We start from the raw sequence: 15929 nt of genomic DNA on the forward strand, positions 1-15929 counted from the left end.
CTAGCTTTCATCCTCAGACCGTGCGGACATCCATTGATCGATCCGCGCAATCTGCTCGGGCGTCAGCCGCAAGCCCAATTTGTTGCGGCGCCAAACCACATCTTCGGCTGTGCGGGCATATTCCTTGTCCATCAGCCACGCGACCTCTCGCGCGGTCAGCGTTGCGCCAAAGTCCTCTCCCAGATCGGATACCTGTTTCGCATCTCCCAAAACGTCCCGTGCTTCTGTCCCGTAAGCTCTGATCAAGCGGGCAGCCCAGGTTTCGGTCAAAAAGGGGAAGGCCGTCAAAAGATCGCCTTTCAGGGTTTCGACAGCATCCACCGGAAAATCACCCCCCGGAAGTGCGACACCAGCGGTCCAGGGGCCGGGCAGGTTCGGGAAAAACTCACCAACCTTTTCGAGCGCGCTTTCTGCAAGCCTGCGATAGGTTGTGATCTTGCCGCCAAACACATTCAAAACAGGTGCCCCGCCCTGCGCATCGACTTTCAACGTGTAATCCCGTGTCGCAGCAGTGGCACTGCTTGCTCCGTCATCATAAAGAGGCCGTACGCCGGAATAGGTCCAAACGACATCGTCGCGGGTCACGGCACGTTTGAAGTAATTGGACGCGAAGGCGCACAGGTAATCCTGCTCGGCCTCGGTGCAGACCGGTTTCGTGGCCGGGTCCGGATGGTCCTGATCCGTTGTTCCGATCAGGGTAAAATCCTGCTCGTACGGAATGGCGAAAATGATGCGGCCATCTTCGCCCTGGAAAAAGTAGCATTTGTCGTGATCGTAAAGCCTGGGCGTCACGATATGACTGCCCCGCACAAGCCGCACGCCCTCGCGAGAGTTCACACGGATCTTGGTTTGAATGATGTCGCCCACCCAGGGTCCGCCTGCATTGATCAGCATTTTGGCCCGGACCAAACGGGTTTCGCCGCTGCTTCGGTCCCGAATGGAAACTTCCCAAAGATCACCAACCCTCTCGGCCGAGGTCACTTCGGTTCGGACCATGATCTGCGCGCCGCGTGCCTCGGCGTCACGCGCATTCAGGACCACCAGTCGTGAATCTTCGATCCAGCAGTCAGAGTATTCATAAGCTGTTTCAAACTTGTCCTGCAGAGGGGCGCCCTCTGGTGCCGAGCGCAGGTTCAACGACGTCGTACCCGGCAAGATTTTGCGCCCGCCCAGATTGTCATACATGAACAGACCCAACCGGATCAGCCAGGCCGGACGCCGCCCCCGCATCCACGGCATGACCGTGCTGAGCAGCCGAGAGGTCGGCGTTTCCGAATCGAACCGCATGTCCTTGTGGTACGGCAGCACAAAGCGCATCGGCCAGCTGATATGCGGCATCGCGCGCAGCAAGGTTTCGCGTTCGATCAGGGCTTCGCGCACCAGACGGATCTCGAAATACTCCAGATACCGCAACCCGCCATGAAACAGCTTGGTCGAGGCTGACGATGTCGCCGAAGCCAGATCGTTCATCTCGGCCAATGTTACTGAAAGACCCCGTCCGGCAGCATCCCGTGCGATGCCGCAACCGTTAATCCCGCCGCCAATGATGAAAAGGTCTGTGATCTGGGTGTCCGTCGACTGCATATCCATTGATTCCCTGCGAAACACGGTTACGGGCATTAGCCAGAACACCCTTCGCTTCGTCAATGTTTATGTTCGTTTTCTTTCTTTTTGCAACGCTGGTATGTATTGCAAGCAAGTTGTCTTGCCAAAACCAACAAAAAGAACAAAAACGAAAACGTATCTTCTGCGCCGGAACCGCTCATGTCCCTGTCTTTTCGCCAATCCGACATCTTGGAAATCGCCAGCGCCGAAGGACGCGTTACGGTCGACGGCCTGGCCGAACGCTTTGGTGTCACCGTCCAGACAATCCGACGCGACCTGACAGAGCTTGCAGATGCGGGCAAACTGGACCGGGTTCATGGCGGTGCGGTTCTGCGATCAGGCGTCTCAAATATCGGATACGAAGACCGCCGTGCCTTGAACGCTGACGCCAAGACCCGCATCGCGCAGGCCTGCGCGGCCGAAATCCCAGACGGTGCGTCGGTTTTCATGAACATCGGAACTTCGACCGAGGCCGTGGCAAGACAATTGCTGAACCACAAAAACCTGATGGTGGTGACGAACAATATGAACGTTGCAAACATCCTGATTGAAAACTCCGACTGTGAAATCGTCATGGCCGGTGGAGTCCTGCGTCGAACAGATGGCGGTCTGATCGGCACCCTGACCGTGTCGACCATCCGGCACTTCAAATTCGATCTCGCCATCATCGGGTGCTCAGCACTGGATACAGACGGAGATCTTTTGGACTTCGACTTTCAGGAAGTTCAGGTCAGCCAGACCATTATCGATCAGGCCCGCCGTACTTTTCTGGTGGCCGATCACTCAAAGTTCCAACGCTCGGCCCCGGCACGCATAGCTTCGATGGCCGAACTTGACGCGGTCTATACCAATGCGCCCCTGCCCGGCACCCTGTGGCAGCGCTGTCGCGAATGGCAAACAAACGTTGTTATCTGCGGTTAAGCAATCGCACCTTTCAACGCTCAGGCGGGTCGCGCGGCTTGCCAGACGGGACCTGGCCTGACACTATCCATTGTACAAGGAATTGTGCACGGGAGGGGAGTACCGGGCCATGATTGCGCTTTTATTTGCATTACTTACCGCCACGATGGCGCTTAACTATTTCAATCTGACAAAGGTTGGCAACGTGCTGTTTTTCGCCACGTTGGCCCTGTGTGTGTATTGGCTGAAATTCCACGCCACCACCCAGCTGACAATTCAACTCTGAGGGGCTTGCCATGACACCTGAACTGTCCCGCACCCTCAACGCGATAGGAATGCTGGCCGTCTGTCTGGTTCTGGCGTTGGCATTTTTCTATCAAGTCGTCCTTTACGAACTGCCCTGCCCGCTTTGCCTGCTGCAGCGCGTCGGACTTGTCGCCGTCGGCGTAGGAATTGGTTTGAACCTGCTCTACGGCGCGCGATCGCAACATTACGCCATCATGCTGATTGCGGCCTTATATGGCGGCAGTGTCTCGATCCGGCAAATTCTTCTGCATATCGTGCCCGGAACCGGGCACTACGGTTCTCCTATTCTGGGGCTGCACTATTATACCTGGGCCGGAATCGCCTTTTTCCTTGTTTTGCTGGGCACTTCGATCATGCTGTTGTTTGATCGCCAATACGTGGACCCTTCAAATCAGGAACCAAAGTTCGGCGGGAATACTCTGGCCAAGATCGCGTTTTTCGTCATGCTGGCTTTGGCGGTGCTGAATGCCGGATCGGCCTTGTTGGAATGCGGACCGGGTATCTGCGCCGACCCGCCGACAAGCTACAAGGTGATTGACGAATTGGACGCAGGCAACTGAAGATACCTTAACCTGCCCCAAAAGGAGGCACGAGCATGGGACTACTGGGACAGCCGCTTGGCTATTACGACTACCTCACTTTCGTGGCACTCATCCTGCTACTGGCAGCGGTGATGGCGTTGTTTCTGTTCCTCATGGGTCTTCCGGGGCGGATCGCCATCAAACGCAATCATCCCCATGCCGAAGCCGTAAAGATCATGGGCTGGATGGGGTTTCTGGCCGTGGTGCCCTGGGTTCACGCCTTCATGTGGGCGTTCCACGACGGTGTTACAGTCGACATTCGCCGTGGCCCTGATGAGGAAAAAGACGCTATTCGTGATGAAATCAACCGTCTGGGTGGCGACGTCAGGCCAGAGTATCAAGATCGTCTGGACACAGACGACACGCAGCGAAGCTAAGGCTGAAGGAAACAACCAAACATGTTCGTCGCCCTCGGCATTACGCTTTTCTACATCATTTTTGTCTGGCTTATCTTCTTCAAGCTGGAATTGCTGAAATTCAACATTGCCTGGGGCATTGTGTCCTTCTGGGTCGGTGCGCATCTGCTGCTGATCTTTCTGGTCGCATTGCGGTTCTTCCAGCCCTTCTCGGTCGACAGCCATGTGGTGCGTTCGACCATACAGATCATCCCAAAGCTGACACAGCCAACGATCCTGACCGAGGTACTTGTGGAACCCAATACACCGGTCACCAAGGGCGATCCGCTCTACCGCTTTGATGACACGGTGTTTTCACTGGCGGTGAACAATGCGCAGGCGCAGTTGGTCGCCGCCGAACAGAATGCCAAAATTCTGGAACAGGATGTGATCGCGTCGACCGAAGCAGTTGAACGTGCAAACGCGCAATTGGCCTACGCGCAGACTCAGCAAGCACGCTATGAAACTCTCGTGCCCGCCGGTGGAGCGCGGCAAGACGATCTGGACCGCTGGAACGAGCAGGTGACAGAAGACCTTGCCGCCGTCAAACAGGCCGAGGCAAATCTGGAAAAGGCACAGTTGGCTGTGGAATCCCAGATAGACGGTGTGAACACGGGTATTCTTCAGGCCCAGGCGCAATTGGCTGAGGCCAGATATTTCCTCGAAAACACAACGATCTACGCACCAGAAAACGGCATGATCGTTTCGCAGCAAGCGCGCCCCGGGCTGGTCGTCGGCGATGTTCGACTGGGCGCGATTGCCAGTTTCGTGACCGAAGACAGCCCCTACATTCTTGCGACCTACCGCCAGCAAAACCTGAAATTCGTGGAACCGGGGCAAGAGGTCGAGGTGGCGCTGGATCTTTACCCGGGTGAAATCCTGACCGGCAAGGTCGAGGCAATCTGGTGGGCCACGCGGCAAGGGCAACTGATCCCTTCAGGCCGCCTGCCCGGCTTTGAACTGCCGAAACTGCCCGGTCGAATTGCTGTGCAGATCACCGTCGATGTCCCTGAAGGGCACACTTTCCCAGCTGGCGGCCACGCCGCAGTGGCGATCTACACCGGACAGGGCAAAAGCTTTGAGTTCCTGAGACGCATCAACATCCGTCTCTATTCCTTCGCCAACTTCATCCGACCGCTGGATATCTGAGGATGCGCGCCATGACACTCCGCCGGTTGATGGGAACCGCACTTTGCGCCGCCACTTTGGCGGCCTGCACGCCCGTGGGGCCCGATTTCGTGCGGCCGAACTCTCCGGTCGTGAAACAATGGATCGAGGTCAACACACCCAGCGCCGGCCAAGGCGGCCTGACATCGCGCAGCGCACCCGTGGTTAAATGGTGGGAAACATTCAATGACCCGACCCTCAACCGGCTGATTGCCGAGGCCTACGCCCAAAACCTGACGCTTCAGGTCGCGGGGGCACGGGTGCTGCAAGCGCGGGCACAGTTGGGGATTGCTTTCGGCGAATTGTACCCGCAATCTCAGGCCATCGGCGGGTCATTGCAGCGACGGCAAATCAGCAATAACCTAGGGCCTGTTGCCGATATCAACCGGATCATCCCCCTAGATACCGAATTCTCGACGTCGCAGGTTGGGTTCGATGCCCAGTGGGAACTGGATGTCTGGGGCGCGCAGCGGCGCGGTGTTCAGGCGGCTCGGTCAAATCTGGCCTTGCAGGTCGCAAACTATGATGACGCATTGGTGACACTGACCGGCGACGTCGCCGCGCTCTACGTCAATATTCGCGCGTTGCAGGAATCTTTGGCAGTAGCCCGGGAAAACATCAAATTGCAGCAGGAATCGGCGGACCTGACCCAGCTGCGATTCAACAACGGAGTCACGACCGAGCTGGACGTTCAGGAATCCACAGCCCTGCTCAACAATACCAAGGCCTTGGTGCCCGAGCTGGAAAGTGACCTGCAACAGACCAAGAATGCTTTGGCCGTGCTGCTGGGGACCACGCCATCCCGGATGACAAGTCTTCTTGGGAATTCCGGTCGTATCCCGTCTGCGCGAACAAATGTGGCCGTTGGCGTGCCGGCAGAACTGCTGCGCCGCCGCCCGGATGTCCGCGCGGCAGAACTGGCCGCCGCGACGCAATCGGCACAAGTGGGCATCGCAATGGCTGACCTGTATCCGCAGTTCGTGCTGTCGGGCGCGATCGGTTTGCAGGCATCGGGCGGGCGCGATCTGTTCAGCGGCAACAGCACCACCGGTCTGGCGAGTGCTGGCGTGGTCTGGAACGTGCTTAATTATGGTCGCATCAAGAACAACGTCCGCGCGCAGGATGCGGCATATCAAGCGCTGATTGCCAATTACCAGAACACCGTTCTGACCGCGTATTCCGAAGTGGAAAGCGCAATGGTCGCCTATACGCAAGCGCGAAAACAGGTTGGGTTCTATCAGAAAAGCGTCGATGCCTCACGCAAGGCCGCAGATATCGCCATAAGCCAGTACACGGACGGCATCGCCAGCTATTCGCGCATTCTGAACACGCAGACCGCGCTATTGCGGTCGCAGGCCAACCTGATCGAAGCGCGGCAGCAGGTGTCCAGCAATCTGGTTGCGGTTTACAAAGGTCTGGGCGGCGGATGGCAGATCCGTCAAAACCAAGAGTTCCTGCCTGAAACCGTGCTGGCCGAAATGGCCTATCGCACCGACTGGGGCGATCTGCTTGAAAAAACCCCGACCCGAGCCAGCCTGAACTAGAGGCTACTTGGTCAACCCGCGCAGACCGCCCGAGATCAGGATATTGACCTCGTAAAGGATGCGGGGCGCGGCGAACCCGCCGGGGCTGGCCAGATAGTTGGGGCTCCATTCCGGGTCGAATTTCTGTTTGAAGGCGCGCAGCCCTTCGAAATGATAGAACTGCTCGCCATGCTCATAGACAAAGCCGCCGATGCGGTTCCAAAGCGATGCAAGTTGACGGTTTTCGATCCCCGAGAACGGCGCCGCACCCAGCGAGAACCAGTGGAACCCCTGCTGTGATCCCCAATTCATCATTTCCGCAAAAAGTGCATCCATGACAAAGCTTGGACTATCAGGTTCATAGCGCATCAAATCCAGTGACAGCTCGGATTTGTTGCCGCCTTGAAACAGGTTGGCAAAGGCCATGATCTTGCCTGTTTTACCGTCACGCAGAACCGCATGATCAAAATAGGACAGGTACTGATCGTCAAATCCCCCAAGTGCAAAGCCCTTTTCAGCACCCGCCTTTTGTGCCAGCCAATGATCTGAAATAGCGCGCAATTCCGGCAAAACCGAGGCCAGGTCTTCTTTCGGAATGATCTCGAATACATAGCCCTCCCGCTCGGCCCGGTTTCTGGCCTGCCGGAACCGCTTGCGCGACTTTCCATCCAGCGAGAAATCCTTTAGCGGCACCCGCGCGACCTCGCCGACCTTCAGTATCGACAGCCCCAAATCCAGAAATGTCGGCAGGTATTTGGTTGAAACACTGTAGAAGGCACACAGTTTTCCCTCACGGTCCGCCATTTCCCTGAGCTGCCAGATCAATTGCTGCCCCGCTGCTTCATCGCCGACCGGCTCTCCCTTCGAGATCAGAGCGTTGCCCGTGTCTGCGTACGCAATGAATGCAGTTTCATCCGGTGAGATCAGGAACTGTTTGTCACCGGTAAGCGAGATTTGGGATTCGGTATCCTCGCACTCCATCACCAGCCGTTCGACGACACCGGGGATTTCCGTGCGCACAGGTGTCGGAATCTCTCGCCCGAACAGGGAGTTCACGGCCACAATCCCCACGATCACCGCTACGACAAGGCTGGAGCGCAAAAAGCGCGAGGCGTCTCCGTTCCAGGCAAATTCCCACCACAGGGCGTTCTGGTACTCGACGTGGGAATAGGTGAACAGACCGACCCAGAAGATGACTGCCAGCAGAACCACGACGCTGATCAGCCAAGGGATATTCAGCCTGAAAATCGACGCGCCACTGACCCGATAGAACGCCCCGCGGAACATGGCCAGAAGGCCAATCGTACCCAGCATCGATAGCGCTTCGTGAGTGTCCAGTCCCTTTGCCAGCGAGGCAAAGAACCCGGCCACCATCAACAACATTGCCACCACCCATGCGCGGTAGAGCTTTCGAAACAAACCGCGAGACACCAGCAAAAGCAGTACTCCAACAGCACTGCCGGCAAGGTGCGATGCCTCGACAAACGATAGCGGCAAAACCTCTCTCAGAACGCCAAGGTTCTGCGTGCCCGCTGGCAACGCTCCGGACACCAGCAGGATCACTCCGGCCACTGCCGCAATCCCGGCTGCCACCATAGGAACGATGGGGCGGATGACCCGATAGACCCATGTCGCGGCCCCACCGATCCTGTGCCTCTGCGTCAGTGCGGACGCGACCGCAATGGACACGCTGGCGATACCGAACGGCAAGAAGGTGTAAACGACGCGATACAACAACAAGGCTGCGATCACATCCGAACGTCCCGACACCCCAAGCCCCGCGATCAGCGTGGCTTCGAATACCCCAAGCCCGCCCGGCGCGTGGCTGAGGATTCCAACGGCGATTGCTGCAATGTAGATCGTGAAGAAATAGGGATAGCCAACGCCCAGATCGTCCGGCATCAGGACATAGAGCGCCATGGACGCGCCAACCAGATCTCCGATAGCGGCCAGTGTCAGCAAGCTGGCCAGTTTGCCGCCTGGCAAATCAAACCCTATACCGGCTAAGGCCAACCGCCTGCCGCCGCTGGACAACCATATGAACATCGCGACCAATGCCCCCAAAAGGCACAATCCGATGACGGTTTCCACCGTTTCGCTGACAGGCATCACTTTGGAGATTCCGTCCGGATGCACGGTCAGCAACACACCCAGAACCAGAACAAGCCCCATCCAGAACGCGACCCAAGACGTTGCGATAACCCCGGCCACCCGCCCCAGATCCAATCCCAAAGACGCATATATCCGGTACCGGATCGCCGTCCCGGTGATGTAGGAAAACCCCAGGCAATTCGATACGGCATAGCCGCTGGCCCCTGCCAATCCGGCTACAGGCAAAGGCACTTTGCCGCCTGCCACACTCTGCACGGCAAACACATCATAGAGCGATAGCGAAAGAAAACTGAACGCAGTCCAAAGCAAGGCGAAAAACATAAGTTTCCACGACGTCGTCGCGATATCGGCCTGGACATCCGACCATTTCACATGCGTAGACAAATCATGCAAAACCGTCAGCGCGATCCCAGTCACGAGAACCGGTATCGCGATCCGCAGCCAGGGTTTTTCCAACATGGCCGTAAGCTTTTCAACCCAGTGCACCGCCAGAGGTTCACCGTCACTTTCCGCATTGGTCATGCTGCACGTCCCCGCCGGTTTCTGATCGCAGATACCGCGTGCGGCTCACCCGCCCGTCGACTATCAATACTTCATCTACCAACAGACTCTGGCACATTTTGTTTTTATCTCAAAGCGCTAGAGCCGCCCCCTGCGTGTTGACAGCAAAAGGTTCGTTTCCGAACGCGTCACACCGTCGATCTTTCGGATCTGAAACAGAACCTCATCCAGTTCGGCCAGAGTTTCGGTGCTGATCTCGGCGATCAGATCCCAACTGCCATTTGTCGAATGAACCGCCGTCACCTGACGCATGGCTCCGATCCGGGCCATCACGCGTTCTGTTCCGCGCCCTTCAATCTCTAGCATCATCAATCCGCGCACCGGGCTTTGCGCCAGATCGCGACGAGTCAAAACGGTGAAGCCGACGATTTCACCGGACTGTTTCAGCCGCTGCAACCTGCTGCGCACCGTTGTGCGCGTCACGCCCAGCGTTTCCGACAGCTCTGACAGGCTTGCCCGAGCATCCCGCTGCAACGCATTGAGCAGTCGATTGTCCAATTCGTCCATAGCGCTTTCTCATAAAGAATTTTCCGAGACCATTTTGAGCAATTTGCTGACTTCACGCAAGACAGTATGACGGCCTAAATGAACATATGGAACTCAAGGATATCATACTGGTTGGCGCCCCGATGGACGCCGGAAAACGCCGTCAGGGATGCCGGATGGGCCCTGATGCGTATCGCGTGGCAGGGTTGGAGCAAGCGCTGTCTGATCTTGGTCACACCGTTCACGATTGGGGCGACGTGCAAGCCGCAAGCGTCGACATTCCCCAACACCCGCACCTGTTCGCCCTGCCCGAATGTGTGGGGTGGACACAAGCTATCAGCAAAGCTGCGCAAGACGCGGCGGGTCAGGGTATTCCTATTTTCATGGGGGGCGATCACGCCCTGTCCATGGGTACGGTTGCCGGGATGGCCGCCCATGCTGCTCAGATCGATCGCCCCCTGTTTGTACTATGGCTTGACGCCCACAGCGACTTTCATACTCCGGACAGCACGGGCAGCGGCAACCTGCACGGCACGCCGGTGGCGTATTTTACCGGCAGACCCGGGTTCGAGGACTTTCCCCCTTTGCCCGCCGTCATACCGACGGATCGCGTCGGCATGATCGGATTGCGCTCTGTCGACCCGGCGGAACGAGCGGCGCTGGAACAGGACCGCGCCATGCTGGCGGATATGCGCAGCATAGATGAAAATGGCATCAAAGCCCCCCTGTTGGCCTTTCTGGATCGCGTCAGGGCTGAAAACGCTCTGCTACACGTGTCGTTGGATGTCGATTTCCTCGATCCGGCCGTGGCACCCGCAGTCGGCACGACTGTGCCCGGCGGTGCGACCGAGCGCGAAGCCCATTTGGCCATGGAACTGCTGCATGAAAGCGGGCTTGTCTGCTCACTGGACCTGGTCGAACTGAACCCGTTTCTGGATGACCGGGGCCGAACCGCAAAGCTGATGGTCGATCTGGCTGCCTCTTTGATGGGCCGCCGTATCTTCGATCGCCCCACCCGGAGTTTCTGATGCTGTCTCTTCAAGCGCCATCTGCCGTTGTCATGATCCGGCCACACGCTTTTGCATCCAACCCGGAAACACGCGATGACAATGCCTTTCAAACGCTGAGCACCGTATCCGCCGAGGCGACATCGAACGCGGCCAGGGATGAACATGATCGGGCGGTGCAACAATTGCGCGACGCCGGAGTCACTGTTCATGTGTTTGACGATTTCGGCGACCTCAACACACCTGACAGCGTTTTTCCTAACAACTGGTTCTCAACACATCCCGGCGGCCATGTGGCGATCTACCCGATGTTTGTGCCATCGCGCAGGCGCGAACGCCGGAACGATGTAATCGAGCTGCTCAAACAGGAATACCGCGTGCAAGATGTCATCGACTATTCCGGGCTGGAACAAGACAACCTGGCTCTGGAAGGAACCGGCGCGATGGTTTTGGATCACGTGGCCCGCATCGCTTACACGGTGACGTCCAATCGCGCGGATCCGGTCTTGCTGGAACGGTTCTGCACGCATTTCAACTATGAGCCAATCGCCTTTGAGGCCCGCGATGCCAAGGGCCGGGACGTTTATCACACCAACGTATTGATGGGAATCGGCACGCATTACGCCTTGATTTGCCTCGATATGATTTCGGACCCTGTTCGCCGCCTGACCGTCCACAATCGGCTGGAGGAATCCGGTCGAACCGTCATTGACCTGACCCATGACCAGATCGCCGAGTTCGCGGGTAACGCCATTGAGCTGACAGGGCGGGATGGGTTGGTGCTGGCCCTGTCCCGCAGGGCACTTGCCGCCCTCACACCAGACCAAATCGCAACAATCCAGAACAGTGCAACACCGTTGCCGCTGTCCGTTCCAACAATTGAAACCGCCGGTGGGTCCGTGCGCTGCATGATTGCAGGCGTTCATCTTGCCCGCCGATAGGAGAGCACTATGCAACCTTCAGACAAGGCCCTGGTACCATTCGTTTCCGTCGACAACATGATGCGACTGGTACACCATATTGGCGTCGAACAGATGATCATGCAGATTGCTGCACAGATCGAATCCGATTTCAAACGATGGGAAAGCTTCGATAAGACACCTCGCATTCCGGCGCACTCTCCTCATGGCGTGATTGAGCTGATGCCAACTTCGGATGGCGAGGCGTACGGGTTCAAATACGTAAACGGCCATCCCAAGAACACTTCCGAAGGGCTGCAAACCGTTACTGCATTCGGCCTGCTGGCAGACGTCTATACAGGATATCCGACGCTGTTGACCGAAATGACAATGCTGACCGCGCTGCGCACGGCGGCGACTTCGGCTCTGGTCGGGCGCTATCTGGCCCCGAAAAATGCCAAGACAATGGCCATGATCGGCAATGGCGCACAGTCCGAATTCCAGTGCCTCGCCTTCAAGGCAATGTGCGGGATCGACACCGTTCGGCTTTATGACATCGATCCGAATGCCACATCGAAATGCACCGCGAATTTGCAGGGCAAGGGCCTGACCGTCATCCCTTGTAAGACGCCGGAAGACGCCATCGAAGGCGCCCAGATCATCACCACCTGCACGGCAGATAAGAAATACGCAACGATCCTGACCGACAACATGGTTGGACCCGGCGTCCACATCAACGCCATCGGAGGCGATTGCCCCGGCAAGACCGAGTTGCATCGTGACATCCTGTTACGTTCGGACATCTTCGTCGAATACCCTGAACAAACCCGGATCGAAGGCGAAATTCAGGCGCTGGATTCGGATCACCCCGTGACCGAGATGTGGCAGGTCGTCACCGGCGCCGCCAAGGGGCGCACCGATGAGCGGCAGATCACTTTGTTCGACAGTGTTGGCTTCGCAATCGAGGATTTCTCGGCCCTGCGCTATGTGAAACAGGCGATTGAAGGCACAACGTTCTTTGAACCTCTGGACATGTTGGCGGACCCGGACGATCCACGCGATCTGTTTGGGATGTTGATGCGGGCCGGATAACGCATTGTGGCGATGGGCTCTGTCCCTGTCGCGCCATGCACGCCTCCCCCGCAGTTTCAAGGGCCAGATGAAGCAAGGGATCCGAACTTCATCTGGCCACAAATATCCCGGAGCGCGAGGCAGAGCCTCGCTTCCGAACTACCCCGCAAGCGATGGCAAGTAGAGAACAATACCCGGGAAAGCCACGAGCGCTGCGATGGTCAGGGCGTCGGCAATGAAAAAGGGTGTGACACCCTTGAAAACATCCTGAACACTCAGGTCCGGGCGCACACCGGCAACGACAAAGCAGTTCAGCCCAATGGGCGGTGTAATCAGGCAAAACTCAGCCATTTTGACCACCAGAATACCAAACCAGATCGCACACATCGGGCCAGACATTCCAAACGCGCTGTCGGCGGCACTGACGGTTTCACCACCGTTCAAGGCCATCACCGCCGGATAGACCACGGGCAAGGTCAAAAGCAGCATCCCTATTGCATCCATGAACATGCCCAACACCGCGTAAGCCAGTAGAATGCAGATCAGGATCATCATCGGCGACATCTCGAGCCCCGTGATCCAATCCGAGAAGGCACCGGGAAGGTCGGCGAAACCAAGAAACCGCACATAGATCAGAACGCCCCAGATAATCGAAAAGATCATTGCTGTCAGCTTGGCGGTTTCCAACAGCGCGGATTTGAACTCGGTCCAGCGCATTCCGTGGAACAGAGCGAAACAGAATACGATGAAGGCGCCAATGGCACCGCCTTCTGTCGGTGTACCCCACGCCTTTTCACCAAACGGGTTGTAGACGAAGCAGATGATAATCAGGATGACGGCGACAATCGGGAAGGCACCGGGAAGTGCGGCAAAACGCTGTTTCCAGGTAAACCCCGTGACCGGTGGGCCAACGGATTTGAAAATCACGGCAATCCCAACGATCAGCAGACCATAAACGATTGCGGAAAACGCGCCCGGAATAAAACCCGCCAAAAGCAGTTTGCCGACATCCTGCTCGACGATGATCGCGTAGATCACCAGAATGGCCGAAGGTGGAATCAGGGATGCCAGCGTCCCGCCCGCGGCAACCACACCGGCTGCAAAGCGTTTGTTGTAGCCGACCTTCAGCATTTCCGGAATCGCGATGCGGGCAAAGACGGCGGACGTCGCAACCGAAGCACCGGACACCGCAGCGAAGCCGGCAGTGGCGAAAACGGTCGACACTGCCAACCCTCCAGGAACCCATGCGACCCAGCGTTTTGCGGCCTCGAACAAGGCGCGGGTAAGTCCCGCATAATAAGCCAGATATCCAATCAGGATAAAGGTCGGGATCAGGCTGAGAGTGTGAGACGCGACCTTGGAATGTGGCACCTGCCCTGCGGTTTTGACCGCCACTGTCAGCGCCTTGCCAAACCGGTTCGGGTCGTAGCCGAACTTGGCCCAGAAAATCCAAACCAGCCCGATAAGCCCTGCCAAACCTGCTGCGAACGCAACCCGCATGCCCACCACGACCAGGACCAGAAGGACGCCTGTGACCCAGAGGCCAATCTCAATCGTGTCCATGTATCAGTCCTGCCCTTCGAACTGTTCGGCCTCGGCCGCTGCCTGCGCCGCTGCATCCTGTATCAAAGGAACTGCCGCCGGAGCGTCCAGATCCAGCCAGAAGGCCCGACCATACCCCCAGACCTGTAGCGCAAGGCGCAGGCAGAGAACGGAAAATGCAACGGGTGCCAGCAGCTTGGCCGGCCACAAGGGTATGCCGATGTCGATCGAACTGTCCCGGCTCCACATTGGCGCGCCGAAATCAAACGATCGGTCGAAATGAGACCAACTGCCCCAAACAAGTGCCAGCATCAGGATCAGGATCAGAACCACCGAAAGCAGTTCAAAAAGCCATAAAGCTCGTCCGTGCAAGCGGGAAATGACGATATCCATCCGGATATGCCCCCCATCGCGCTGAACATATGAAATGCCCAGAAACGCGATGAGCGGCATCGCCTGTTCGATCCAGTCCACATATCCCGGCAATGGTGCATTCAGAGCGTTACGGCCACTGACGGACACAACGGCCATAACCATCAGTGAAAAAACTGCGAACCCGCTGATCAGCGCCAGAAACCGTTCCAACACCAGCAATCGCTGATCCAGCTGGCTCAGACGGCTACCGTCTACCAGAACCGTGGCTTGTCCTGCCATTCCGATGTTTCCCTATTGTTTGTTACCGGGTGCCCTGAAGGCACCCGGCTTTGACAGTCAGTTGCCGCCGCGCTGTTGCTTAAGCGTCATCTGGACGAGATCATATAGATCCTGCGCTGGCAGGCCCTGTTCCGTCATGTCCGCAATCCATTTTTCACGGATCGGATCAGCCGCCTTCGTGCGGAACTCTTCAATTACGGCGTCGTCTATCATGACCTTCTGGACACCCTTTTCTTCCAGGACACCGTCCCATTGCTCAAGCAGGCCGCCGTAATTCGCCAGGTAATGGTCGATCGCTTCATCAATCGAGCTGTCCAGAACTTCACGGTGCTCGGCTGGCAGCGCCTCGTAGGCATCAATGTTGACGACAACCGGGCAGTTCACAGTTCCCGGATTCAGGTTCGCGGTCCACCAATCAGCTTCGTTGATCGTCCCGAACGAAAGGTGCGCGTGCTGTGCAAAGGCCACGGTGTCGACAACACCCGATTCCATCGCATTAAAGGCTTCTGTCGCCGGAACCGATGTTGGCACTCCTCCGACCGCCTCAAAGGCCTGACCAAGGCCACCGGTCGCCCGGACCCGCATTCCGTCAAATTCAGCCAGTTCATCCCGCGGCTCGCCGGTACCGACAAGGTTATACTGCGGCATTGGCGAAGTCATGATGATGCGGGCATTCCATTGTGCCATCTCATCCTTGACCGCCGGATGGTCATAAACTGCATGGCTGACCGCAACTTCTTCCTGCAGGTTGTTCACACCCAGAAACGGCAGCTCCAATACGGTGATCGCCCGGTTCTTGTCACGGTGATAGCCGGCACAGAACTGAGCCATCTCGAAGGCACCGATTTCGATCCCATCCAAGTTTTCCTTGGGTTTGGACAGGCCACCATAGCTGACATTGATGGTGAATTCGCCACCGGTTTTTTCGCTGACCAATTCGGCCAGCTTCTCCACATGTTCTGTAAAGGCGCGGCGCTTGCCCCAGACGGACGCGTTCCATTCTGTTGCGGCGGCTTCGGTTACAAAAGCAACGCCAAGGGCGGCGACTGCGGCACCGCTCAACATCTTTTTCATAGTTTTGTCTCCCATTGGTGCGCCCCCTACCGAGGCGCTTGTCGAT

At 57.3% G+C, this 15929-nt stretch carries 15 protein-coding genes; 9 read left to right on the forward strand and 6 right to left on the reverse strand.

The window, feature by feature from the left end:
* The gene (gene glpD / locus AC2FEB_RS03945; protein ID WP_496672131.1) at positions 1–1584 is read right to left on the reverse strand and encodes a glycerol-3-phosphate dehydrogenase; all 1584 of its coding nucleotides are present in this window, start codon (positions 1582–1584) and stop codon (positions 1–3) included.
* A gap of 180 nt (positions 1585–1764) precedes the next feature.
* Here glpD and AC2FEB_RS03950 point away from each other — a divergent pair, with 180 nt between their 5' ends.
* The 6 genes from AC2FEB_RS03950 (at position 1765) to AC2FEB_RS03975 (ending at position 6498) form a co-directional block, all read left to right on the forward strand.
* Entirely contained in the window at positions 1765–2526 is a 762-nt protein-coding gene (locus tag AC2FEB_RS03950) for a DeoR/GlpR family DNA-binding transcription regulator (protein ID WP_117872782.1), read from the forward strand.
* 109 nt (positions 2527–2635) lie between these two features.
* On the forward strand, positions 2636–2791 hold the full coding sequence (locus AC2FEB_RS03955; RefSeq protein WP_496671811.1) for a DUF5993 family protein: 156 nt from the start codon (positions 2636–2638) through the stop codon (positions 2789–2791).
* A gap of 10 nt (positions 2792–2801) precedes the next feature.
* The gene (locus AC2FEB_RS03960) at positions 2802–3371 is read left to right on the forward strand and encodes a disulfide bond formation protein B (RefSeq protein WP_496671808.1); all 570 of its coding nucleotides are present in this window, start codon (positions 2802–2804) and stop codon (positions 3369–3371) included.
* Between the two features lie 35 nt (positions 3372–3406).
* Positions 3407–3769, forward strand: coding sequence for a DUF3302 domain-containing protein (locus tag AC2FEB_RS03965; RefSeq protein ID WP_496671805.1), 363 nt, complete (start codon positions 3407–3409; stop codon positions 3767–3769).
* Between the two features lie 21 nt (positions 3770–3790).
* Complete coding sequence (locus tag AC2FEB_RS03970) at positions 3791–4936, forward strand: HlyD family secretion protein (protein WP_117869231.1); 1146 nt, start codon at positions 3791–3793, stop codon at positions 4934–4936.
* Positions 4937–4947: 11 nt separating this feature from the next.
* On the forward strand, positions 4948–6498 hold the full coding sequence (locus AC2FEB_RS03975) for an efflux transporter outer membrane subunit (protein ID WP_496671802.1): 1551 nt from the start codon (positions 4948–4950) through the stop codon (positions 6496–6498).
* Between the two features lie 3 nt (positions 6499–6501).
* On the opposite strand, the gene mprF is transcribed toward AC2FEB_RS03975, so the two are convergent.
* Together mprF and AC2FEB_RS03985 are read right to left on the reverse strand one after the other, a co-directional pair.
* The gene (mprF, locus tag AC2FEB_RS03980; protein WP_496883845.1) at positions 6502–9111 is read right to left on the reverse strand and encodes a bifunctional lysylphosphatidylglycerol flippase/synthetase MprF; all 2610 of its coding nucleotides are present in this window, start codon (positions 9109–9111) and stop codon (positions 6502–6504) included.
* Between the two features lie 117 nt (positions 9112–9228).
* The gene (locus AC2FEB_RS03985; RefSeq protein ID WP_117869233.1) at positions 9229–9657 is read right to left on the reverse strand and encodes an Lrp/AsnC family transcriptional regulator; all 429 of its coding nucleotides are present in this window, start codon (positions 9655–9657) and stop codon (positions 9229–9231) included.
* Positions 9658–9743: 86 nt separating this feature from the next.
* Between AC2FEB_RS03985 and rocF the strand changes: the two genes are divergently transcribed.
* Genes rocF through ocd form a run of 3 tightly spaced genes read left to right on the forward strand, consistent with a single transcriptional unit; the run spans position 9744 to position 12634 of the window.
* On the forward strand, positions 9744–10664 hold the full coding sequence (gene rocF / locus AC2FEB_RS03990; RefSeq protein ID WP_117869234.1) for an arginase: 921 nt from the start codon (positions 9744–9746) through the stop codon (positions 10662–10664).
* A complete protein-coding gene (ctlX, locus tag AC2FEB_RS03995; protein ID WP_496671794.1) occupies positions 10664–11584 on the forward strand; it encodes a citrulline utilization hydrolase CtlX in 921 nt (306 codons plus the stop codon). Before rocF ends, ctlX begins: the two co-directional genes overlap by 1 nt.
* Before the next feature lie 9 nt (positions 11585–11593).
* A complete protein-coding gene (gene ocd, locus AC2FEB_RS04000; protein WP_117869236.1) occupies positions 11594–12634 on the forward strand; it encodes an ornithine cyclodeaminase in 1041 nt (346 codons plus the stop codon).
* A 138-nt stretch (positions 12635–12772) separates the two neighbouring features.
* On the opposite strand, the gene AC2FEB_RS04005 is transcribed toward ocd, so the two are convergent.
* Genes AC2FEB_RS04005 through AC2FEB_RS04015 form a run of 3 tightly spaced genes read right to left on the reverse strand, consistent with a single transcriptional unit; the run spans position 12773 to position 15883 of the window.
* Positions 12773–14176 carry a TRAP transporter large permease gene (locus AC2FEB_RS04005; protein ID WP_299642438.1) on the reverse strand — a complete coding sequence of 468 codons (1404 nt, stop codon included), beginning with the start codon at positions 14174–14176 and terminating at the stop codon, positions 12773–12775.
* 3 nt (positions 14177–14179) lie between these two features.
* Positions 14180–14809 carry a TRAP transporter small permease gene (locus AC2FEB_RS04010; protein WP_117869238.1) on the reverse strand — a complete coding sequence of 210 codons (630 nt, stop codon included), beginning with the start codon at positions 14807–14809 and terminating at the stop codon, positions 14180–14182.
* 57 nt (positions 14810–14866) lie between these two features.
* Positions 14867–15883 carry a C4-dicarboxylate TRAP transporter substrate-binding protein gene (locus AC2FEB_RS04015; protein WP_117869239.1) on the reverse strand — a complete coding sequence of 339 codons (1017 nt, stop codon included), beginning with the start codon at positions 15881–15883 and terminating at the stop codon, positions 14867–14869.
* Positions 15884–15929 lie beyond the last annotated feature (46 nt).

Source organism: Ruegeria sp. YTSC106, assembly GCF_059609765.1.

Excerpts from the sequence above, each read along its gene's own strand:
- glpD (WP_496672131.1), bottom strand. The coding sequence starts at position 1,584 with ATGCAGTCGACGGACACCCAGATCACAGACCTTTTCATCATTGGCGGC.
- AC2FEB_RS03950 (WP_117872782.1), top strand. The coding sequence starts at position 1,765 with ATGTCCCTGTCTTTTCGCCAATCCGACATCTTGGAAATCGCCAGCGCC.
- AC2FEB_RS03955 (WP_496671811.1), top strand. The coding sequence starts at position 2,636 with ATGATTGCGCTTTTATTTGCATTACTTACCGCCACGATGGCGCTTAAC.
- AC2FEB_RS03960 (WP_496671808.1), top strand. The coding sequence starts at position 2,802 with ATGACACCTGAACTGTCCCGCACCCTCAACGCGATAGGAATGCTGGCC.
- AC2FEB_RS03965 (WP_496671805.1), top strand. The coding sequence starts at position 3,407 with ATGGGACTACTGGGACAGCCGCTTGGCTATTACGACTACCTCACTTTC.
- AC2FEB_RS03970 (WP_117869231.1), top strand. The coding sequence starts at position 3,791 with ATGTTCGTCGCCCTCGGCATTACGCTTTTCTACATCATTTTTGTCTGG.
- AC2FEB_RS03975 (WP_496671802.1), top strand. The coding sequence starts at position 4,948 with ATGACACTCCGCCGGTTGATGGGAACCGCACTTTGCGCCGCCACTTTG.
- mprF (WP_496883845.1), bottom strand. The coding sequence starts at position 9,111 with ATGACCAATGCGGAAAGTGACGGTGAACCTCTGGCGGTGCACTGGGTT.
- AC2FEB_RS03985 (WP_117869233.1), bottom strand. The coding sequence starts at position 9,657 with ATGGACGAATTGGACAATCGACTGCTCAATGCGTTGCAGCGGGATGCT.
- rocF (WP_117869234.1), top strand. The coding sequence starts at position 9,744 with ATGGAACTCAAGGATATCATACTGGTTGGCGCCCCGATGGACGCCGGA.
- ctlX (WP_496671794.1), top strand. The coding sequence starts at position 10,664 with ATGCTGTCTCTTCAAGCGCCATCTGCCGTTGTCATGATCCGGCCACAC.
- ocd (WP_117869236.1), top strand. The coding sequence starts at position 11,594 with ATGCAACCTTCAGACAAGGCCCTGGTACCATTCGTTTCCGTCGACAAC.
- AC2FEB_RS04005 (WP_299642438.1), bottom strand. The coding sequence starts at position 14,176 with ATGGACACGATTGAGATTGGCCTCTGGGTCACAGGCGTCCTTCTGGTC.
- AC2FEB_RS04010 (WP_117869238.1), bottom strand. The coding sequence starts at position 14,809 with ATGGCAGGACAAGCCACGGTTCTGGTAGACGGTAGCCGTCTGAGCCAG.
- AC2FEB_RS04015 (WP_117869239.1), bottom strand. The coding sequence starts at position 15,883 with ATGAAAAAGATGTTGAGCGGTGCCGCAGTCGCCGCCCTTGGCGTTGCT.